We start from the raw sequence: 21,282 nt of genomic DNA, 5'->3' as shown, positions 1-21,282 counted from the left end.
CCCTGTGCGTTTCACAGTCAGAAAACGAAGTCGCCGATGTCCAGATCGGCCACGCGCATGTTTTCCAGCCGGACCGAGCTGCCGGCAGACAGGCTCAGCACCACATCGTCCCCCGATTGCCGGGCCGTGTCGATCACCGCCTGAACCTGCGCGCGGCTGAAGTCATCCAGATGCAGCCGGTCCTGCCCGTTGGTGAAATCGGTGATGCGGTCGCGGCCGTCGCCACGTTCGAACTCGAACACATCGGCGCCCGAACCGCCGGTCAGCGTATCATTGCCCCGGCCGCCTTCCAGCCAGTCACGCCCGGTGCCACCGAACAGACGGTCGCGTCCCGCGCCCCCGTCCAGTTCGTCATTGCCGGAACCACCGAACAGCCGGTCGTTGCCGCCGTCGCCGTCCAGCTCGTCATGGCCAAGGCCGCCGTGCAGCACATCGTCACCGCTGTCGCCATCCAGTTCATCATTTCCGCTGTATCCGAACAGGCGGTCATTGCCCGCGCCGCCGTCCAGTTCATCATTGCCGGCGTAGCCTTTCAGCGTGTCATTGCCGCCACGACCGTCCAGCCAGTCAATGCCATCGCTGCCTTTCAGCAGATCGGCAGTCGGGGTTCCAGTCTTGCGTGCCATCGGTGGCTCCTTTTCTTGCGCGTTGGATACAGGACGATATGTCCCGAAGGTGGCTTGGCTTAACCCGGCGCTGCTGACAGTGTTCCGATCCCGGATGTCAGCCAATTGTCAGACAGGCATGTTCCCGCCGGGTCATGTGGTCTCAGTCATCAGCACGCTGGCGCAGGATGCGGCCCGTCGCGGCGTCGACACGCAACTCGACCCGCTGCCCTTCGGCGGTAATCGCTTTCGCCTCGATCAGGCCCGCGTCCAGTTCCGCCTCGCTGACGCGATAGCCCTGCGCCTCAATCTGCGCGACAAGCCCGGAAAGCCGAGGCTCGGTCTGCGCAACAGCGGCGGACACCCCTGTCACCAGCATCAGAAGCGCCGGAAGAATAGCCTGTTTCATATCAACCTCCTGAGGACCGGGCCATGATGCCCGCCCCCCTTCTGGCAAAGCTGCGCTGACGCGGCTCTGATCCGATTTGTCAGTGTGATGTCAGGATGGATCGGCTAGATTGCCTGCATGAAAGCCCATGTCCTTGCCTCTGCCTGTGCCCTCGCGCTCCTGTCTTCCGCAGGACATGGCGACACGCCGCGCCGTGATTTTGAAATCGCGCGCGATGCCGTCGCGCGGGGCGAGATCCTGCCACTGGCCGAGGTTCTGGCGCGGCTTCAGACCGTGCATCCCGGCCGGGTGATCGAGGTTGAACTGGAAATCAGCGACGACAAGATGGTTTACGAGGTCGAACTGGTGACCCCAGATGGACGGTTGATCGAAGTGGAGCTTGACGCCGCCACGGCGGAAATCCTCGACTATGAAGAGGAAGACCCCTCCTGATGCGCGCGCTTGTTGTCGAGGATGACCCGAGGATCGCGAGCGATCTGGACCGGGCGCTTGCCTCGGCCGGGTTCAGGGTGGAACGGGTGGCGGACGGTGAAACCGCGTGGTTTCGCGGCGGGACGGAAACCTATGACCTGATCGTCCTCGACCTCGGGCTTCCACAGCTTGACGGGCTCACCGTGCTGAAACGCTGGCGGGCGGAAGGGGTGGAATGCCCGGTTCTGGTGCTGACCGCACGCGGCGCCTGGACCGAACGGGTCGAGGGCATAGACGCCGGGGCCGATGATTATCTGCCCAAACCCTTTCGTATGGAAGAGCTGCTGGCCCGTGCGCGGGCGCTGGTCCGACGGGCAGGCGGGCGCGGGGCGGCGCAGCAGGCGGTGGGGGATCTTTCGGTCGATCTGAACCGCATGATAGTAGCGCTGCGCGGCGTACCGGTGGCCGTGACACCGCTGGAGTTTCGCCTGGTCGCCTATCTGGCGCTGCACCGCGACCGGACGGTGCCGCCAACCGAGTTGCTGGAGCATCTGTACGGGGATGAAGATGCCAAGGAGGCGAATGCGGTCGAGGCCATCGTCGCGCGGCTGCGGCGCAAGCTCGGCAGCGGTGTCATCGGCACACGGCGCGGCTTCGGCTATTATCTGGAAGCTGCGGAATGATCCTGCGGTCCTTGCGCTGGCGCCTGATCCTTGCCGGAGGCGGGGCCATCGTGCTGGCGCTGGTGCTGGCGGCCCTCGGCCTTGCCCTGCTGTTCGAGCGTCATGTGGAACGGGTGGCAGTCGCCGATCTGGAGGCCCGCGCCATGGCCGTCGCTGCCCTGGTGGAGCCGCAGCCCGACGGGCCGCCGGCCTTCCGCAAGGTGGCCTCCGACCCGCTTTATGAACAGCCGTTTTCCGGGCATTACTGGCAGATCGGGCTTGGGTCTTCAGTGCTGCGTTCGCGGTCACTGTGGGATTTTGGCTTTCCCCCGGCAGAGGCGCCGCCGGACCCCGCCCCGCCGCAGGGGCGGCGCGTTCTGGCGCTGACCGGACCGCTGGAAAGACCGTTGCTGGCGCTGGAATGGTGGCTGGAGGTTCGCTCGGGCGGCGAAAGCCTGCCGCTGCGCATCATCGTCGCCCGCGACCGCGCCGAGCTGGATAACGCCCGCCAGGGTTTTCTGTCGGATCTGCTGCCCTATCTGGGCCTTCTGGGCCTGTGCTTGCTGGCGGCCTCGTCGGTGCAGATCACCGTGGGCCTGCACCCGTTGCGCCAGATCCGCGCGCAGGTTGCCGCGCTGCGCTCGGGGCAGCGCGCCCGGCTTGGCCCGGACATGCCGCAGGAGGTGCAGCCCCTCGCCGCAGAGATTGACGCCCTGCTTGATGCCCGCGACGACGAACTGGCCAAGGCTCGCCATCGCGCGGGCGACCTGGCGCATGGTTTCAAGACGCCGTTGCAGGCGCTGATGGGTGATGCCAGGCTGCTGCGCGACCGCGGCGAGGCGGATATCGCGCAGAGTATCGAGCTTGTGGCCGGGTCGATGCGGCGTCTGGTCGATCACGAACTGGCGCGCGCGCGCATCCGCTCGGACCGTCTGGTCGCCGCTGTTGCGGACCCCGCCGTGGTCATCGGCCGGGTGGTGGCGGTGCTGCAACGCACGCCCGCAGGCGCTGAACTGGACTGGCAGGTTGATGTGGCGCCCGGCCTCGCCGCCCGCATTGATCCCGCCGACCTGACCGAGGCCGTCGGCGCCCTGGCCGAAAATGCGGTGCAGCATGCCCGGAGACGCATTGCGATATCGGCCCGGCGCGACGGCGCGCATCTGGCCATCACTCTGCGCGATGACGGGCCGGGGGCGCCCGATGCCGCGCTGACCCGGCTGCGCCAGCGGGGTGCGCGACTGGACGAGGCGGGCGACAACCATGGTCTCGGACTGGCCATCGTGGCGGATATTGCGGCTGCGGCGGGGGGTGAACTGATGCTGCGCAACGCCACACCGGGCCTGGAGGTCACGCTGCGGCTTTTATCAGCGGCAAAAGGCTGATGTCGGGATCAGGCCACCACGGTGCGGATCGCGGTTGAAGCGCCGGTCGGGATGGCCGACAACAGGGCATGACCCGTCTTGTTCCGCTGTTCCGGTGCTACTTTCCCGGCTTTGCCATTGCTGCCGTCGTCGCACTGGCGGCGCAGTTTCTGGCCGATCACTACGGCGCGCCCTCGATGCTCATGGCGATCCTGATTGGCCTTGCGCTGAACTTTCTGGGCGAGGACACCCGGACTGCGCCAGGCATCGGGCTTGCGGCACGGCATGTCTTGCGGATCGGGGTGGCGCTGCTGGGCATCCGCATCAGCGCCGATACCCTTGCCGGGCTGGGCCTTGCACCGCTGAGCCTTGTTGCCCTGGCCGTGCCGCTGACCATCGGCTTCGGCCTGCTGCTGGCCCGGCTTCTGGGTCAGCCCGGCCGGTTCGGCTTTCTGACCGGCGGTGCGGTAGCGATCTGCGGCGCCTCGGCTGCCATGGCGATCGGCGCCCTGCTGCCGCAGGATGACCGGCGCGAGCGGGACATCGCCTTCACCGTCATCGCGGTCACGGTGATGTCAACGCTGGCGATGATCCTTTATCCGGTGCTGACCGCCCGGCTGGGCCTGACCGATGCCTCCACCGGCCTGCTGTTGGGCGCGACGATCCATGACGTCGCGCAGGTGGTGGGCGCAGGCTTTTCGGTTTCGCCTGAAACCGGCGAGATTTCGACGGTGTTCAAGCTGTTCCGGGTGATGCTGCTGGCGCCGGTCGTCGTGATCGCGGCGCTGACGCTGCGCAATGGCTCCGCGGCAGGCGGGCGGCGCCCGCCGCTGGTGCCCGGCTTCGTCATCGGTTTTCTGGTGCTGGCGGCAGCCAATTCGCTGGGTCTGGTGCCGCAGGCGCTGCGCGATCTGCTGGACCCGCTGATCCGGGCAAGCCTTCTGATGGCCGTCGGCGCGGTGGGGCTGCGTACCAATCTGCCGGGGCTGATGACCGTGGGGGCAACGGCGGCGCTGATGATCGTGGCGGAAACGGTTTTCCTGCTGGCCATCGTGCTGGGGCCGCTGCTGATCTGGGGCCTGTAATCGCGCTGGACCTTCCTGTTTTATCCGGTTAATGCACGATTATGCACGATTCAACACTCCCCCTCGCCCGCCGTGACCTGATTGCCCACCGGCTTGACGCCGGGCAATCGGTTCACTCCGGCGCGCTGGCGACCGAGTTCGGGGTTTCCGAAGATGCGATCCGCCGGGATCTGAGGGCGCTGGCACAGCAGGGCCTGTGTCGACGGGTTTATGGCGGGGCTTTACCGCTTTCACCTGCCTCGGGGCCGGTTGCCGCACGTCAGGCCGAAGCGCCCGCGCAAAAACAGGCCCTTGCACAGGTGGCCTGCGGCCTCATCCAGCCCGGCATGACGCTGTTTCTGGATACCGGCAGCACTGTCGCACATCTGGCGGCGCACCTGCCCGTTCTGCCCGATCTGCGGGTTATTACCAACTCCCTGCCCGCCGCCGCAGTGCTGATGCAGCGAAATGATCTGTCGCTGGTGTTGATTGGCGGCGGCGTCGATCCGTCGACGGGCGGCTGCACCGATGCCCGCGCGCAGGCCGCACTGGCCCTGTATCGCTTCGACCTTTGCTTCCTGGGTGCCTGTGCGCTGTCGCAGAAACAGGGGCTTGCGGGGTTCGATCTGGCGGATGTCGATTTCAAACGACAGCTCATTGACCGCAGTGCGGAAACCGCCCTGATGATGACCACCGCGAAGCTGGAAACCACGGCGCCCTATGCCATCGCCGGGCTTGATGCGGTGGCCGATTACATCCTTGCCGCCGATGCTCCTGCCCCCGTGGCCGACGCCCTGCGCGCGGCCGGGGCCCGTGTGCATCTGGCCCACCCCGACCGGAGCATGACATGACCCCTTCCGCCAATACCCCCGCAACACGGCGGGCAACGCGGCTTGGCTTCTTCATTGCCGGGTTCGTCATGTCCTGCTGGGCGCCGCTGGTGCCTTATGCCAAGGCCAATACGGGCGCGAGTGAGGGAGAGCTGGGCCTGCTGCTGCTGTGCCTCGGGATCGGCTCGCTGATCGCCATGCCGCTGACAGGCTGGTTCAGCACCCGCGCCGGGGCACGGCCGATGATCCTGCTGGGCGGTCTTGGCCTCGTGCTGATCCTGCCTGCGCTGGCGGTGGTCAGCGTGCCGGTGATGCTGGGGGGCGCATTGCTGGTGTTCGGGGCGGCGCTTGGTACGATCGACGTGGCAGTAAACGTCCATGCGGTCGAGGTGGAGCGCGACTCCGCGCGCCCGCTGATGTCCGGATTTCATGCAATGTTCAGCCTGGGCGGGGTGGCCGGTGCGGGCGGCATGACCTTCCTGCTGTCATCGGGCCTGACACCGGGGCATGCCGCCCTGTGGTGCAGCGCGCTGGCGCTGATCACGCTGATCCTTGCCGCCCCCGGCCTGCTGCCCGCCCCGGCGGGCGAACCTGCGGCCTTTGCCCTGCCGCGCGGGCTGGTCCTGATCCTCGCCGGGCTTGCGGCGGTGACCTTTCTGGTCGAGGGCGCCATTCTGGACTGGGGCGCGCTGCTGATCCTTGATCGTGCCCTTGCGCCTGCGGAACAGGGCGGCCTCGGCTATATGCTGTTCTCGGTCGCGATGGTGCTGGGCCGGTTCAGCGGCGACCGGGTGGTCGCATTGCTGGGCGCGCGGCGCGTGCTGGTCTGCGGCGGGCTTCTGGCGCTTGCCGGCTTTGCCGTCCTTCTGCTGTCGCCGCTGGCGGTTCCCGCCATGGCCGGGTTCGTGCTGATCGGCTTCGGTGCCTCGAACCTCGTGCCGGTGCTGTTCAGCCTTGCCGGGCGGCAGAAAGCGATGCCGGCGGGGCTGGCCATCGCCGCGGTGACGACGACCGGCTACGCTGGCATCCTTGCCGGTCCCGCCGCCATCGGCGCGCTGTCGCAGGCGACCAGCCTGTCCACCGCCTTTTGGCTGCTGGCTGTGCTGGTCGCGCTGGTGCCGCTGTCGGCCCGCATCGTCACACGCTGAGGGGGCGGGCCGCGGCGGTTCAGTGCTGGTTCTGCCCCATCCGGGCAAAGGCGGCAGGGTTCGCCGCCTTCAGCCGCCGCGCCGCCAGCACCCCCACCAGCGCCGCCAGCGGGATCAGCGAGGGCAGGATGATCCCCAGCGCCCCGCCGGTGGTGCCCGTGAGATCGCCGAAGTTCAGGAAGATGTAGACGAAGAGCGCCGCCATGATCAGCCCCGAGACGCCGGGCAGGATCAGCGTCTTCAGCGGCGAGGCCCCCGCCGCGCCCTTGCCGAAGAATACGATGACGGCAACCGAGGTTACGGTCATCATGCCCAGCACGCCCAGGGTACCGACCTGGCTGATCCATGTGAACATGTTCAGGATCGGATCAAGCCCCAGCCCGGCAAAGATCGCCAGCACGACCAGCGCCCCGACGGTCTGCACAACCGAGCCGATATGCGGGCTTTGATGCCGGTCATGGGTCTGGCCAAACACTGCGGGCAACAGCCCCTCGCGTCCGGCGACATAGGAATAGCGCGCGATGTAATTGTGAAAGGCGGACAGCGCGGCGAAAAGGCTCGATACCAGCAGGATACCCGCGATGGGTGGCACCGGCCCGCCGACATACTGATCGGCCAGCACGAAGAAATATTCGGTCGGATCGGCCAGCCCGCCGATGGTCGGCAGCAGGTTGTCGGCCCCCACCGCGACGATCATCAGCCAGGTGGTGAAAACGAAGAACAGCCCGATCATCAGAACGGACAGATAGGTTGCGCGCGGGATGGTGCGGTCAGGGTCGCGGGCTTCCTCGGCATAGATTGTCGTCGCCTCGAAGCCGATGAAAGAGCCCAGGCAGAACAGGATCGCCGCCGTCATCGACCCCGAAAAGATGGCCCCGGTGTCAAAGATGTTCAGCGCCAGCCCCCCGGCCCCGCCTTTGCCGAGGATGGCGAAATCGACGATGAACACCACAAGGTATTCCAGCGCGACCAGCACCATCATCACACGGGCCGAAAGATCGACCTGCCGGTAGCCCAGAACGCCCACCAGCGCGATAGCCAGAAGGCTCCAGACCCACCAGGGCAGGACAAGGCCAAAGCTGCCGAACACGCCTGCCGCGATGCCGCCCAGCAGGCCGATCAGCCCGAACTGCATGGCATTATACGCCACCAGCGCGGTGAAAGCGGTGGCGCCACCCCAGGTGCCGCCCAGGCCCCGCGCCGCATAGGCATAGAAGGCACCCGCATTCTTCACATGCCGCGACATCGCGACATAGCCGACCGAGAAGGCCAGCATGACCAGCGTCATGAAAAGGAAGGTCGCAGGCACCCCGGTGCCATTGCCGATCAGAAAGGCAATGGGCACCGCGCCCGCCACCCCGGTCAGCGGGGCCGCGGCTGAGATCACCATGAAGGTGACCGCCAGAAGCCCGAGAGAATTGCTGCGGAGCCGGTTCGCCCCCGCGCCAGTCGTATCAGTCATGGTCCACTCCTTGCTGGATTGCGGACGCCGGTCTTTGTGCCAGCTGTCCGATGCAGTGCCTCGGGCCTAGTCGCCCTTGGAGAAATGCACGGCCCGGCGATAGGCGCGCTGGCCGTAAAGCAGTGCCGCCGGGCTTTCGGACAGCCGCACACCGACGACATGCCCGATGATGATGTGATGCGTCTCCCACAGCAGCGCGGTGCCAAGACGGCATTCAAAGGCTGCGGTCGCGCCGGTCAGCAGCGGCTGGCCCAGTTCGCCGGGTTGCCAGGGCGTGTGATCGAAACGCCCGGCCCGGTGGCCGGTCAGGCCGCGCCCGGCAAAGAGGTTCGACACATCCTGCTGGTGCTCCCCCAGAAGGTTGGCACAGAAGGCGCGGTTCTTCAGGATGGCCGCCGCCGCCGGGCTTTGGTGATGAATGCAGGCCAGAAGCGAAGGATGATCGCCATCGGCAGAAACGGAGGTGAGCGACGAAATCGTCACCGCCTCGCGCCCGCCCTCGCCATCGGTGGTCGCGACCGCGACAAACGTCGCGGCGCGGCTCATGCCTTCCAGAAACAGGCTGCGCAGATCCGCCATGGCTCAGCCCAGATCGAAAAAGCGTTCGAGTTCCACATCGGGAACCTTACGGCGGAAGGCATCGTACTGGCATTCGCGCGTGGCGGTGAAAGCCTCGACAAAGCGCGGGCCCAGCCAGTCGGCCGCGAAGGCAGAGCCGCGCAGCCGCGAGATCGCCTCGGGCATCGAGCGGGCAAAATCGCGCGGCGCTTCCTGTGCATAGCCGGAGCCGATGGTTTCGGGGTCGGGTTCCAGCCCTTCAAGGATACCGGCAACGCCTGCGGCCACCGTGGCGGCGGTGGTGAGATAGGGGTTGGTATCGGCGCCGGGCAGGCGGTTCTCCACCCGCAGGCTGCCCGCGTCATGGCCTACCACCCGCAGGCAGGTCGTGCGGTTTTCGTACCCCCAGGTCAGGCCGGGCGGCGCGAAGGTGCCCGGCGCGAAGCGGCGATAGGAATTCACCGTGGGCTGGAAAATCAGCGTCATGTCGCCGAGATATTTCTGCAAACCGCCCATGAACTGGCGGAAGGTCGCACTCATGCCGTGCCGCGCTGCCGGGTCATGGAACAGCGCCCGACCATCGTCCCCCTTCAGGCTGACATGCAGGTGGATGGACTGGCTGTCGGCCTGTTCGTTCCAGCGCGGCATGAAGGTGACGCTGCGCCCCTGCCGCAGCGCCAGCGCGCGGACAAAGTTCTTCAGCAGCACCATCTGGTCGGCAGGCTCCACTCCCTCGCCCGCCCCGATGCAGGCTTCCATGAAACCAGCGCCGATTTCCTCGTGCATCTTGGCAAGGTCGATGCGCAGCGGTTCACAGATCGCGGCCAGCGCCTCATACCATTCCGTCTGCATGACCTGATAGAGGATCAGGTCATGGCTGGCATGTGGGGTCGCTGTCTTGAGGTTTCGGTATCCCTTGGCACGCGCGCTTTCCGGGGTTTCGTCGAACAGGGTATATTCCAGTTCCATCCCGTATTTCGGGAAGAACCCGGCATCCGCCGCCCGCGCCAGCACCGATTTCAGGATCGCGCGCGGGCAGATCGCGGCTGACGCTCCGGTGTAGTTGGACAACACCAGCAGATCATGCCCCGGCTTCGACCATGGCAGGCTGCGCGCCGAGGCCGGGTCCAGTTGCAGCGGATCGTCGTGAAAATCCCCGCTGTCATCATTCACGCCCGGAATGGTCAGCATCTCGTCGGTCGGGTCGAGCGCAAGCTGGGCCGGAGCCATGCCCATGCCGTTCTGCGCGATCCCTTTCAGGCTGCGGGCCGAAACCATCTGGCCCCGCAAAAGCCCGTTCGTATCGGCCATGGCCACCGTGGCAAAGCGGCTGCCGGGATCGGCAAGGAAGTCTTCAAGCGTCATCCTGTTCCCCTGTCGGAAGCGGTCGGGCGCCTGTCAGCGCCTCTAGTTGATGAAGATCGGTTTGCGGATCGGTCGAATAGGCGCGCAGGAAAACCCGCAGGCCATTGTGGATATAGCGGGCCAGCTGCGCCTGGGTCGGCGCCGCGTCCGGCATGTAAAGCGCCTGCGTCCGCGGGGCTGAAAGGATCAGGCCCCACAGATCCTGCGCGGCGAGTTCGGCATCTTCGAAAGTCAGCCGCCCCTCGTCACGCCGCCGCACGAGATAGGCCATGATCCCTTGCAGCACATGATCGGGGCCAGAGGCCTGATAGGCCCGGCCGATCTCGGGAAAGCGCTGCACCTCGCCGATGATCAGCCGTGCAAGTGACAGCAGGTCCGGGCGCATCACCGTGTCGGCATAGTCCCAGGCAAACTCCAGCAGGTCGTTGACCATGCCCTCTTCGGTCGGATGTTCAAAGACATCGAGCATCCGGTCGCGCTTGCCCAGCATCATGGCCGAGAACAGCGCCTCTTTCGACGCGAAGTATTGGTAAAGCGTCGGCTTCGAAAGCCCCGCCGCCATGGCCACCGCATCCATCGTCGCGCCGGAATAGCCGGTTTCGGCAAAGACCTTCAGCGCCGCATCGAGAATGCGCCTTTCGCGGTCGATCCGGTTCTGTTCGCGGCGGGACAGGACGGTCATCGCGGCAGCGCCTCCAGAAAGCCGGTGAGGATGCGGCTGTAGCTTTCGGGGCATTCCACGTTGCAGACATGGCCTGCCCCGGCGATCACCTCGAACTGAACCGAAGGATGCGGCGCCTGATCCCAGATCCGGCCCGCGATGCCGCGGATTTCGGCAGGCGGCGCCAGGCGGTCATGCTCTCCCGTCATCAGCAGAACCGGCATGGTCAGTTTCGAGAAATCGAAACGCTCCAGCGGGTTGGTGAAGCAGACCAACGCATCGCGATAAGTGGCGGCGGGAATGGCCGCCATCGAGGCATGCAGCGCCTGCCGTGTCGCCTCATCAGCCTCCGGCCCCGCCAGAACCTTCACCACCGCCGGCGCGAAATCGGCAGGCACCTGACCCGCGTTCAGGGGCACCTCACGGCTGAGCCGGAACGCCTCGCGTTCCTCCGGTCCCGCCTCGGACATGCCGGTGCAGCCTCCGGACAAGACCAGCCCGGCCAGAAGCTCCGGGTGGCGCATCGCGAAGGAGGTCGCGATCCACGAGCCATAGGACAGCCCCACCAGCACCAGCCGGTCGGCACCCAGAACGCTGCGCAGGCGCATGATGTCGGCGCAGTAATCGTCGACGGTGGATTGCCGTGGACCGAGCGTGCTGTCGCCGTAACCGCGCAGATCCAGCGCCGCCGCCCGCATCAGCCGCCCTGCCTGACCCAGTTGCGGCAGCCAGTTACCGCGCGCGCCGCCGATCCCATGCAGGAACAGGCAGAGCGTGCGGCCGCCGGTTTCTGGCGTGACCGACAATGCCAGCCGGGGCAGATCATCCACCATCATCGAGGTGCTGCCCATCGGGTGAGGCAGCGGTTGCACAGCGGGAGCCGGGGCCACACGCAGCACCGCCAGCGTGGCAATTCCAGCCTCGAACACCGCCCGCGTACCTTCGGCAATCTGGCCCAGCCGCACGGCGGGGGCCCGGATCGCCGCCGTCCACAGGACGCTGGACCCGCCGCCTTCTGCCGGGGCGACCGAAAAGCGGGCGTCATAGGCCTCGCAGCCGGCGATGCCCTCAAGATGGGTATAGCCCAGCACCCGGTCGCTGTCTGACCGATAGGTGAGCTGTTCGCGGTACAGCGTATCCTCACCATGAACCCTGAACGCCCGGATCAAAGCACCACGGGTATCGCGTTCGACGACGATCTCGCGGATCGCCGGATGCCAGGCGGCGCAGAAATCGCCTGCCACCTGCCAGACCTGTTCTGGCGGCAGCGGCACATGGCCATGCACATGGACCTGATCGCGCGGCATGGTCTAGCGCAGCGCCCTGAGCGTGCCGGAATCCCCCCGCCACAGCGAGTTGCGGGCACCGCCCTCGTCGCCCGGCGCCGTGTCGATCTCGTCCATGTCGTAGAGGGTGAGAATCGAAAGATAGTCCTCCATGATTTCAGAGGTATAGGGCAGCATCAGCGCCCCGCAGCGGCTGTCGCGATACATCCGCTCCAGCGGCAGGCTGCGCAGCATGGACTGCCCGCCGCAGGTGCGAATAGCCATCGAGGTCATCTCGGCCGCGCCTTCCATCACGTTATACTGTGCGGCATACATGCGCATGACCTCACCCTTGGTGGGAAAGCCCTTCGCTTCGGTAAACGCCTGCCACCAGAGGGCGCGCATATTGGCAAGGCGGGCATACATCTTGCCCACCGCAATGCGCTTGGTCGCATACATGCGGCGGTCGATAGGCGGCTGGCCCGGCACCTTGCCCTTCAGGTAGGCCACCGTGAAATCAAACGCCCCCTGCGCGACGCCCATATAGGTGGGCGACAGCGTCGCCATCATGTGAGGCCAGTTCGGCAGCGTCTTGCCGAAGATGCCGCGCGGCATCAGCAGATCATCCCCGGTGACGAAGACATCCTTCAGGATCAGGTCGCGCGAATTGGTGCCGCGCATGCCCAGCGGATCCCATTCGCCCTTCACGCTGAGGCCGGGCGCATCCTTGTGGACGACGAACAGCATCGTGTCCTCGTGCCGCGGCTCCACCCCCTCGAACACCTCGGTGCAGACGATGGTGTAGTAATCGCAATAGCCTGCCAGCGAAGCGAACTTCTTGAACCCGTTGATGCGCCATCCCCCATCCACCTTGCGGCACTGGGTCTGGTTGGGTTTCGAGGTCCAGTTCTGCCCCCCCTCGGAGATCGGTTGCGAGAAGATCGCCCGTTCCGCAATGGCACGGCGGAACTGGCGGTCGCGCAGCGGGGCGAAGGCCGCCTTTTCCTCGGGCGTCAGGTTCGGCATGTCGAACATGAACCGCGACCAGGCCATCGAGGAATTGTGCATGTTGAAGGTCAGCGCGGTCGCCCCGCAGTATTTGGCGATCTCAGCCCCGACCATGGCATATTCCCACATGGAAAAGCCCCAGCCGCCATATTCCTCGGGGATGCAGAGGCCCAGAAAGCCCTCCTCCGCCAGATCACGGTAGTTTTCCACCGGGAAGCTGGCCTCGTCATCCACCGCCCTTGCGCGGGCGGCAAATTTCGTGGCGCCAAGCTCATTCACCCGGCGCAGCTTTTCCAGCACAACGGGGCGGATGCGGCTGATGTCATAGTAATCGGCCGGGTCGCTCATGGGCGGGTGGGCAGTGATCGCGCTCTGGTCGGTCATCAGGCAAGCTCTCCTTGCAGAACGCCGTCGCGAACGACGACGCGCCCGTCGAGGGCAATGGTGCAGTTCCTCATCGGAAGATCGAAATGGCCGAGCGTGTAGCGCCCCGCATACTGGTTGGCCCCGGTGGACCACAGGAAAGACCCGGCCAGCGCGCGGAATTCCACCGCCTGCATGTCGCGCTTGTCGTACATCGCCGCCGAGATCCAGCGCGCACCGGGATGCATCCCCCAGCCGACATGGCTCATGCCATAGGCGTTACGGTCGTCCCAGGCTTCCATGTATTCGCGGAAATGCAGCGCATCGATGCCGTCACCCCGGATCGCGGTGACGAAATCATTCTCGATGGTGAAGTCGATCTGGCTGGTCAGGTAAGTCTTGAAGGTCAGGTTCATGTCACCGACCCCCATGACGATGCGGCCGTTGACCGCATTCTTGCCGGGAAAGGCGAGGCACAGGCCGCCCGGCCAGTGCGCCACCGCGCCGGGTGTGGTGCCAAAGCCCGCCGTACCGCCGCAGGGGGCGCCGCGCAGATCCACCGTCAGATCAGTACCAAGCGCCGAGGTCACCCGCATCTCGGACGCTTCACGCAGCATCTGGATACCCAGTTGCACCTTCGGCCCGTGTTCGGCCTTCGGCTCGGTCCGTTCCAGGATTTCGGGGTGTTCGTTGGTGATGACCAGCAGGCGGGTGTTCCCCGCCTCCTCGATCTCCGGCCATTCCGGGGCGTGGATCAGCCCCTCGACCGTACAATCCACAATCACCTCGACGCGTTTAAGCGCCTCGATCACCGCGCGATTGCCCTGGATCGCCCAGGAGGTGCCGGTGGATTTGACCGGGACCGGCGCAGTCTGCACCGGGGTGGGCATCTGGATCATGCAGAAATCCGCCTCCAGATCATAGGCGGCCAGTTCCGACAGATGCACCAGCACCGGCCGCGACTGGGTTTCCGAAAGGATGGCGACGGGTGTGCCCTGCCCGATCCCGTTCAGCGCGAAGACGCGCCGGAAACAGGCAAGCCATTTCCCCTCGATGCGTTCCTGAAGCATCGGTTCCTCATTCCCTGTTGACGATTCGCGTTCGCGCGAATTTCTTAACTCTGTAGTTAAGATTTTATCACAGCCCGGATTCTGTCAACAGAATTTTCGAAAATATTAAAAACGTCGAAAATTCAGCGCCATGGCAGATTGGAGCTGACAGATCTCGGGCAAAATGCTGCCGCGGATGGCAAAGGCTGGCGTCGCTGAACCGCGCGACGGTGCGTGGGCAAGATGCGATGGAACATAGCAACAACCCGTCCCCGCCCGCGCGCCAGAGGCCGCCCCTCCTGCCGCAACGCAGTGACCAGCGCCGGAGACGAAGCCCCGGAATGACCGACATGACCCACAAGGACCACAAAATGCGGACCCACGCCCAAGCCGTCGTCATCGGCGGCGGCCTCATCGGCTGTTCGATCCTCTATCACCTTGCGAAGCTTGGCTGGCGCGATGTCATCCTGCTGGAACGGTCAGAGCTGACCTCCGGCTCCACCTGGCATGCGGCCGCGAATATCCACGGGCTGCATGATGTCACCAATATCTCGCGGCTTCAGCATTACACGATGACGCTTTACAAGCAGCTTGAGGCCGAGACGGGTCAGGGTTGCGGCATCTTCCAGCCCGGTTCGCTGTATCTGGCACAGACCGAGGCGCGGGAACACCAGCTCCGCATTCAGGCGGCCAAGGCCCGCCGCTACGGAATGAATTTTCACGAAATCAGCCGGGACGAGGCCGAGCGTCTGCATCCGCTGGTCAATTTCAGCGGCATCCGCTGCATCATGTATGAACCCGACGGCGGCAATGTCGATCCCTCCGGCGTGACCATGGCTTATGCCGCAGGGGCCCGCCAGATAGGGGCGGAAATCCTGCGCTTCACCCCCGTCACCGGGACCGAGGCGCAGCCCGACGGCAGCTGGATCGTGCGCACCGACAAGGGCGACATCCGCACACCATGGGTCGTCAATGCCGCAGGGCTCTGGGCGCGCGAGGTGGCGCGGATGGCGGGGATCGAACTGCCGCTGATCCCGACGGAACATCAGTATTTCGTCACCGAAACCATCCCCGCCATCGCGGATCTGGGCCGCCGTCTGCCTTCGGTCGCGGATCGCGACGGCGAATATTACCTGCGGCAGGAAGGGCTTGGCCTGCTGGTCGGCGCCTATGAAAAGAACATGAAGTTCTGGGCCGAGGACGGCACGCCGCAGGGGTTTGGCCACGAACTTTTCGCCGACGATCTGGAACGGATCGAGCCGAATATGATGCGCGCCATTGACCGCGTGCCCGCAGTGGGCGCGGCGGGTATCAAGCGCGTCATCAACGGCCCGATGATCTGGTCGCCCGACAGCGCGGCGTTATTCGGCCCGGTGCCGGAATTGACCGGCTATTTCTGCTGCAACGGCATCATCCCCGGTTTTTCGCAATCCGGGGGGTTGGGCAAGCTTGCGGCGGAATGGATCGTCGAGGGGGAGCCCTCGCTCGATATGTTCGGCTGGGACATGGCGCGCTTTGGCCACTGGGCGGGGCGGGCTTTCACCAAAGCGCGGGTCGAAGATCAGTATTCCCACCGCTTCAAGATCCACTTCCCGAATGAAGAACGCGCTGCGGGCCGCCCGGTCCGCACGCGCCCGGCCTTCGCGATGCAAAAGGACATGGGCGCGATCTTCGGGCTGAACTACGGCTGGGAACATCCCCTGTGGTTTGCGGCCGAGGGCGAGCCGGACCACGAAACCTGCGGCTTCACCCGGCAGAACTGGTGGGCGCCGGTCGGGCGCGAGGCGCGGATGCTGCGCGAGCGCGCCGGGATCATCGACATCTCGAACTTCGCGAAATACAGCGTCACCGGGCCGGGGGCCGAGGACTGGCTGAACGCGTTGTTCGCCAACCATATGCCCAGGGCGGTGGGGCGGTCCTGCCTGACGCCGCTGATCGGGCGGCGGGGCGGCATCGCGGGCGATTTCACCGTGACCCGGCTCGGGGCAGAGGAATTCCTGATCGTGGGCTCCGGCATGGCCGAACGGTTTCATTTGCGGTTCTTCCGTCAGATGCCGCTGCCCGAAGGCACCCGTTTCGCAAGCCGGACTGAGGCGATATGCGGTTTCAACGTCGCCGGACCAAAGGCGCGCGATCTGCTGTCGGGGCTGACCGGGGCCGATCTGTCGGACACGGCCTTCCCGTTCATGCGTTCGGCCCGCAACAGCGTGGCGGGGGTGGATTGCGTGGCGATCCGCGTCAGCTTTACCGGCGATCTGGGGTGGGAACTGCACTGCGCCGAGGCCGACCAGACCCGGCTTTACGCCGCGCTGCTGGACGCTGGCCGCGCCCTTGGTGCCGGTCCGGTGGGCAGCCGTGCGCTGATGAGCCTGCGGATCGAGAAGGGTTACGGCTCATGGGGCCGGGATTACAGCCCCGAATACTGGCCGCAGGAAAGCGGGCTGGACCGGCTGATCAGGGCTGACAAGGACTTCCTGAACAAGGCGGCGTGGCAGAGCATTGCCGGTCACGCCCCCCCGCGCCGTGATGACCATGCTGGAAATCGACGCGGCAGATGCCGATGCCACAGGCGGGGAGCCGATATTTCTGACCGACGGCACGCCCGTCGGGCAGGTGACTTCCGGCGCCTATGGCTATTCGGTCGGCAAGTCACTGGCCATCGCCTATCTGAAGGCAGGGACGACGCAGCCCGGTGACACGGTCCATGTGGCGATCCTTGGCCGTCCGCATACCGCGCGGGCTCTCGCTGAACCGCCCTTCGACCCCGATGGCAAGCGCCTGCGCGGCACAGGCTGAGCGATGGCGGGCGTCACCGACGCCCGCCGCCCGGGTCTTAGCCAAGGCTCAGACAGGAGTATTTCAGTTCCGTGTAATCCTCGATCCCGTGGCGGCTGCCCTCGCGGCCCAGACCCGATTGCTTGATGCCGCCGAAAGGCGCCACCTCGGTCGAGATGAGGCCGGTGTTCACCCCGACCATGCCGTATTCCAGCGCCTCCATCACCCGCCAGACCCGGCCGAGGTCACGGGTGAAAACGTAGGATGCCAGCCCGAATTCGGTGTCATTTGCGGCGGCGATCACCTCGGCCTCAGTATCGAACCGAAAGACCGGGGCCAGCGGGCCAAAGGTTTCCTCGTGCGCAATCTGCATATCCGCCCTGACGCCGGAAAGGACGGTAGGCTGGAAGAAGGTGCCCTCCAGCCGCGCGCCGCCGGTGGTGACGACCGCGCCTTTTGCGCGGGCATCCACCAGATGCGCTTCAACCTTGGCCAGTGCGGCGACGGAGATCAGCGGCCCGATCTCGCTGCCTGCCTCATCGCCGGGGCCGACCCGCAGGGCCGCCACAGCCTCGGACAGGCGCGCGACGAAGGCATCATGGATACCGGCCTGCGCATAGATACGGTTCGTGCAGACGCAGGTTTGCCCGGCGTTGCGGAACTTCGCCACCAGCGCGCCCTGCACCGCCGCCTCCAGATCCGCATCATCAAAGACAATGAAGGGGGCGTTGCCGCCAAGCTCCAGCGACAGTTTCTTGATCTGCGCCGCGCCCTGCCGCATCAGGATGCGGCCCACGTTGGTCGATCCGGTGAAGCTGATCTTGCGCACCGCCGGGTTTTCGCAGAACTCCAGCCCCAACCCGACCGCATCGGTTGACGGCAGGACCGACAGCACGCCCTTCGGCAGCCCGGCGCGTTCGGCCAGTACCGCCAGCGCCAGTGCCGACAGCGGGGTTTCCGCCGCCGGTTTCGCCACGATGGTGCAGCCCGCCGCCAGAGCAGGCGCAAGCTTGCGGGCGATCATCGCATTGGGGAAGTTCCAGGGCGTGATCGCGGCCACCACGCCGACCGGCTGGCGGATCACCAACAGCCGCTTGTCCCGCTGGTGGCCGGGGATGATCTCGCCGTAAAGCCGCTTCGCTTCCTCGGCGAACCATTCGATGTAAGAGGCGCCATAGAGGATCTCGCCCTTCGCCTCGGCCAGCGGCTTGCCCATCTCGGCAGTCAGGATCGCGGCAAGGTCGTCGGCATTGGCGATGACCAGATCATGCCAGCGCCGCAGAAGAGCCGCACGTTCCTTGCCTGTCAGCGCGGCCCAGCCGGGTTGCGCCGCCTGCGCGGCCGCGATGGCCGCCGCGGCGTCAGCGCGCGTGCAATCCGCCACCTCGGCCAGCAGGCTGCCGCGTGCAGGGTCATGCACCGCGATGTGGCTTCCGCCCTGCACCCAGACCCCGGCGAGGAAGGCGCGGGTTTCCAGCAATGTCGGATCGTTCAACCGCATCGCTTACCCCCGCACGAAGGCATGGGCGGCCTCGGGCGACCAGCGCACGTTCAGCCGGTCACCGCGCGCCACGCGGCCTGCCAGCGGATGACCGAAGTTCAGCCGCACGGTCAGCGCATCGCCCCAGTCGGTGCGCGCCGCGACCGAAGTGCAATTGCCGAGAAAAGTGATGTCCTGCACCGTCACCGGCAGCGAGGCGCCCGCCGGTCCCGCCTCGGGTGTCAATTCCATCCGCTCGGGGCGCAGCATCAGATCGGCCGCCTGCCCTTCCTGTCCCGCACCATGCAGCGGCACGTCGACGATCTGCTGCCCACCCTCGAACCGGATCGCAGCGCGGCCACCCTTCAATGAGGCCAGACGGCCCGAAAGAAAGGCGCTGTCCCCGATGAAATCGGCCACGAAATGCGTGGCGGGGTTGGCGTAAAGCTCCGGCCCAGTGCCGACCTGTTCGATCTTGCCACGGTTGAAGATGGCGATGCGATCCGACAGGCGCAGCGCCTCTTCCTGATCGTGTGTGACGTAGAGGATGGTCACCCCGGTTTCCTGATGGATGCGGCGGATCTCGAACTGGATTTCCTCGCGCAGCTTCTTGTCCAGCGCAGAAAGCGGCTCGTCCATCAGAAGGACCGGAGGATCATAGACCAACGCCCGCGCAAGGGCCACGCGCTGCTGCTGGCCGCCCGACATCCTGGCCGGCATCCGGTCCTCGAACCCGTCCAGCCTCACCAGTGACAGCGCGCGCTTCACCTTTGCTGCCACCTCGGCCTGCCCCATCCGGCGCACGCGCAGCGGGAAGGCGACGTTCTCGCCCACGCTCAGATGCGGGAAAAGGGTATAGCGCTGGAACACCATGCCGATGTTGCGCTTGTGCGAAGGCGTGCGCAGGATCGACTGCCCGCGCAGGCGGATGTCGCCCGCCGTCGGGTCCTGAAAGCCTGCCAGAATATAAAGCGTGGTGGACTTGCCGGAGCCTGATGGGCCGAGGAAGGTCATGAACTCGCCTTCTGCGATGGAAAGCTCCACATGATCGGTCGCCACGACATCGCCATAGGTCTTGCGGATGCCGTTGATGTGCAGGAAGGGCGTGGTCATTCGGATTTGCCTTTGCGGATCAGGGCGGCGACGATCATCAGGATCACCGTCAGCGCGACAAGCAGGGTGGAGGCGGCGGCGATCACCGGGGTCAGATCCTGCCGCAGCGTCGTCCAGACCTTCACGGGAAGCGTCTGAAGCGCGGGGGAGGCCATGAAGATCGCCAGCACCACCTCATCCCAGGAGATGAGGAAGGAAAAGATCGCGGCCGAGAACAGGCCATGGCGGATGCCCGGCAGGGTGACGCGCAGCCGCGCCTCCCACGGGCTTGCCCCGCAGAGGATGGCCGCATCCTCGATCGAAGGGTCAAAGGTTTCCAGCGCGCCGGAGATGGTGATGATGGCAAAAGGCAGCGCCACGATCAGATGTGCGATAACAAAACCGGGCAAGGTGCCGTTCAGCCCCAACCGCAGGAAGGCCGCGTAAAGCGCCACGGCGACGATGACCACCGGCAGCACCATCGGCGTCAGGAAGAAGGCACGCAGCACCGCCCGGCCCCGGAAGGTGCCGCGCACCAGCGCCATCGAGGCCAGCAACCCCAGCACCACCGACAGCACCATGACGATGACCCCGATCTTGGCCGAGGTCAGCGCCGCCCCGATCCAGCGCGGATCGGCGAACAGCTCCTCATACCATTTGAGCGTCCAGCCCGGTGGCGGAAAGATCAGCCAGCGGGACGATCCGAAAGACAGCGCCACGATGAACAGGATCGGCAGCAGCAGAAACAGCGCCATCACTGCACAGATGGCCGACAGCGCCCATTTCCACGCGCCCAGCTTGTCGAAATCCAGAAGCATCAGCGCGCCTCCGCCTGATCGAAGAACCGCAGTTGCACGGCATAAAGGCCGAGCGTGACGACCAGCAGCACGAAGGCAGCCGCGCCGCCCATGCCCCAGTTCACAAGGCTTTGCACCTGTTGGGCGATCAACTCGGCCAGCATCATGTTGGCCGTCCCGCCCAGTAGCGAGGGCGTGACGAAATAGCCCAGCGACATCACGAAGACCATCAGCCCGCCAGAGGCCAGCCCCGGCCCTGCCAGCGGCAGCAGCACCCGGCGCAGGGCCTGCGCCCTGGTGGCACCGCACAGCGCGGCGGCTTGCAGGATGGCGGGGTCGATCTTCCTGATGACGCCCAGCAGCGGCAGGATCATGAAAGGAAGCATGATATAGACCATGCCGATGGTCACGCCGATCAGGTTGTTGGTCAGTTGCAGCGGCTGGTCGATCAGCCCGATGGCCTTCAGCATACGGTTGATCAGGCCCGTCTGTTGCAGCAGCACCATCCAGGCATAGGTGCGGGCCAGCAGATTGGTCCACATTGACAGCAGGATGACCGCAAAGATCACCGCCGACCAGCGGGCGGGCATGATGGCCAGTGCCCAGGCAACGGGGAAAGCGATCAGCACGGTGATGGCCGTCACCACCCCTGCCACGAAGAAGGTGTTGAAGAAGATCTTCGCATAGGTCGTGCTGCCCAGCAGGGTCGCATAGTTCTGCAGGCCCGGCGCAGGCTCGGTCACCGAACGCATCAGCAGGAATGCGACGGGGATGACGAAGAAAGCCAGCAGCAGCAGGATCGCGGGCATGGCGAAGCCCAACCCCGAACCGCGGCCGCCGGAAGTGGCGGAGAGCATTGCAGAACCTCCAGAAAGTCGGGACAGGGCCCGGATGCGCACGGCGGGCATCCGGGCGGG

19 protein-coding genes and 1 pseudogene are annotated in these 21,282 nt (G+C 65.8%); 7 read left to right on the top strand and 13 right to left on the bottom strand.

The window, feature by feature from the left end; genetic code table 11:
• Positions 1-17: 17 nt before the first annotated feature.
• The gene (locus tag C8N34_RS13060; protein ID WP_054302877.1) at positions 18-626 is read right to left on the bottom strand and encodes a calcium-binding protein; all 609 of its coding nucleotides are present in this window, start codon (positions 624-626) and stop codon (positions 18-20) included.
• A 142-nt stretch (positions 627-768) separates the two neighbouring features.
• Positions 769-1,014 (bottom strand): PepSY domain-containing protein, encoded by a 246-nt coding sequence (locus C8N34_RS13055; RefSeq protein ID WP_108129199.1) that lies wholly within the window; start codon positions 1,012-1,014, stop codon positions 769-771.
• A gap of 117 nt (positions 1,015-1,131) precedes the next feature.
• On the opposite strand from C8N34_RS13055, the gene C8N34_RS13050 reads away from it, so the two are divergent.
• The 6 genes from C8N34_RS13050 to C8N34_RS13025 all read left to right on the top strand — a co-directional run bounded on the left by C8N34_RS13050 (position 1,132) and on the right by C8N34_RS13025 (position 6,490).
• Positions 1,132-1,446 (top strand): PepSY domain-containing protein, encoded by a 315-nt coding sequence (locus C8N34_RS13050; protein ID WP_054302875.1) that lies wholly within the window; start codon positions 1,132-1,134, stop codon positions 1,444-1,446.
• Positions 1,446-2,108, top strand: coding sequence for a response regulator transcription factor (locus C8N34_RS13045; protein WP_108129198.1), 663 nt, complete (start codon positions 1,446-1,448; stop codon positions 2,106-2,108). The genes C8N34_RS13050 and C8N34_RS13045 overlap by 1 nt, the downstream gene beginning before the upstream one ends.
• Positions 2,105-3,469 (top strand): sensor histidine kinase, encoded by a 1,365-nt coding sequence (locus C8N34_RS13040; RefSeq protein ID WP_170120555.1) that lies wholly within the window; start codon positions 2,105-2,107, stop codon positions 3,467-3,469. The genes C8N34_RS13045 and C8N34_RS13040 overlap by 4 nt, the downstream gene beginning before the upstream one ends.
• A 68-nt stretch (positions 3,470-3,537) precedes the next feature.
• Complete coding sequence (locus tag C8N34_RS13035) at positions 3,538-4,533, top strand: YeiH family protein (protein WP_108129197.1); 996 nt, start codon at positions 3,538-3,540, stop codon at positions 4,531-4,533.
• 41 nt (positions 4,534-4,574) lie between these two features.
• Positions 4,575-5,363, top strand: coding sequence for a DeoR/GlpR family DNA-binding transcription regulator (locus tag C8N34_RS13030; protein WP_108129196.1), 789 nt, complete (start codon positions 4,575-4,577; stop codon positions 5,361-5,363).
• Entirely contained in the window at positions 5,360-6,490 is a 1,131-nt protein-coding gene (locus tag C8N34_RS13025) for an MFS transporter (protein WP_108129195.1), read from the top strand. The genes C8N34_RS13030 and C8N34_RS13025 overlap by 4 nt, the downstream gene beginning before the upstream one ends.
• Before the next feature lie 19 nt (positions 6,491-6,509).
• On the opposite strand, the gene C8N34_RS13020 is transcribed toward C8N34_RS13025, so the two are convergent.
• The 7 genes from C8N34_RS13020 to C8N34_RS12990 form a co-directional block, all read right to left on the bottom strand.
• A complete protein-coding gene (locus C8N34_RS13020) occupies positions 6,510-7,952 on the bottom strand; it encodes an APC family permease (RefSeq protein WP_108129194.1) in 1,443 nt (480 codons plus the stop codon).
• 66 nt (positions 7,953-8,018) lie between these two features.
• On the bottom strand, positions 8,019-8,531 hold the full coding sequence (locus tag C8N34_RS13015) for a flavin reductase family protein (protein ID WP_108129193.1): 513 nt from the start codon (positions 8,529-8,531) through the stop codon (positions 8,019-8,021).
• A 3-nt stretch (positions 8,532-8,534) separates the two neighbouring features.
• Positions 8,535-9,875 carry a glutamine synthetase family protein gene (locus tag C8N34_RS13010; RefSeq protein WP_108129192.1) on the bottom strand — a complete coding sequence of 447 codons (1,341 nt, stop codon included), beginning with the start codon at positions 9,873-9,875 and terminating at the stop codon, positions 8,535-8,537.
• Positions 9,865-10,557 (bottom strand): TetR/AcrR family transcriptional regulator, encoded by a 693-nt coding sequence (locus tag C8N34_RS13005; RefSeq protein ID WP_054302867.1) that lies wholly within the window; start codon positions 10,555-10,557, stop codon positions 9,865-9,867. Before C8N34_RS13005 ends, C8N34_RS13010 begins: the two co-directional genes overlap by 11 nt.
• Positions 10,554-11,843: an alpha/beta fold hydrolase gene (locus C8N34_RS13000; protein WP_108129191.1), complete on the bottom strand. Its 1,290-nt coding sequence runs from the start codon at positions 11,841-11,843 to the stop codon at positions 10,554-10,556. Before C8N34_RS13000 ends, C8N34_RS13005 begins: the two co-directional genes overlap by 4 nt.
• 3 nt (positions 11,844-11,846) lie before the next feature.
• Positions 11,847-13,193: an acyl-CoA dehydrogenase family protein gene (locus tag C8N34_RS12995; protein WP_229825367.1), complete on the bottom strand. Its 1,347-nt coding sequence runs from the start codon at positions 13,191-13,193 to the stop codon at positions 11,847-11,849.
• Complete coding sequence (locus C8N34_RS12990) at positions 13,193-14,242, bottom strand: 2,5-dihydroxypyridine 5,6-dioxygenase NicX family protein (RefSeq protein WP_108129190.1); 1,050 nt, start codon at positions 14,240-14,242, stop codon at positions 13,193-13,195. The genes C8N34_RS12995 and C8N34_RS12990 overlap by 1 nt, the downstream gene beginning before the upstream one ends.
• A 350-nt stretch (positions 14,243-14,592) precedes the next feature.
• Here C8N34_RS12990 and C8N34_RS12985 point away from each other — a divergent pair.
• Positions 14,593-17,017, top strand: a pseudogene (locus C8N34_RS12985) (GcvT family protein).
• Positions 17,018-17,054: 37 nt separating this feature from the next.
• Here C8N34_RS12985 and C8N34_RS12980 read toward each other — a convergent pair.
• Genes C8N34_RS12980 through C8N34_RS12965 form a run of 4 tightly spaced genes read right to left on the bottom strand, consistent with a single transcriptional unit; the run spans position 17,055 to position 21,222 of the window.
• Positions 17,055-18,497: an NAD-dependent succinate-semialdehyde dehydrogenase gene (locus tag C8N34_RS12980; protein ID WP_108129189.1), complete on the bottom strand. Its 1,443-nt coding sequence runs from the start codon at positions 18,495-18,497 to the stop codon at positions 17,055-17,057.
• Between the two features lie 3 nt (positions 18,498-18,500).
• A complete protein-coding gene (locus C8N34_RS12975; RefSeq protein ID WP_108129188.1) occupies positions 18,501-19,589 on the bottom strand; it encodes an ABC transporter ATP-binding protein in 1,089 nt (362 codons plus the stop codon).
• Positions 19,586-20,386, bottom strand: a complete 801-nt coding sequence (locus C8N34_RS12970) for an ABC transporter permease (RefSeq protein WP_054302862.1) — start codon at positions 20,384-20,386, stop codon at positions 19,586-19,588. Before C8N34_RS12970 ends, C8N34_RS12975 begins: the two co-directional genes overlap by 4 nt.
• Positions 20,386-21,222 (bottom strand): ABC transporter permease, encoded by an 837-nt coding sequence (locus tag C8N34_RS12965; RefSeq protein WP_108129187.1) that lies wholly within the window; start codon positions 21,220-21,222, stop codon positions 20,386-20,388. The genes C8N34_RS12970 and C8N34_RS12965 overlap by 1 nt, the downstream gene beginning before the upstream one ends.
• Between the last annotated feature and the right edge of the window lie 60 nt (positions 21,223-21,282).

Source organism: Gemmobacter caeni (assembly GCF_003054195.1).
Taxonomy (GTDB): domain Bacteria; phylum Pseudomonadota; class Alphaproteobacteria; order Rhodobacterales; family Rhodobacteraceae; genus Gemmobacter; species Gemmobacter caeni.
This window is presented reverse-complemented; position numbering and strand designations above follow the sequence as displayed.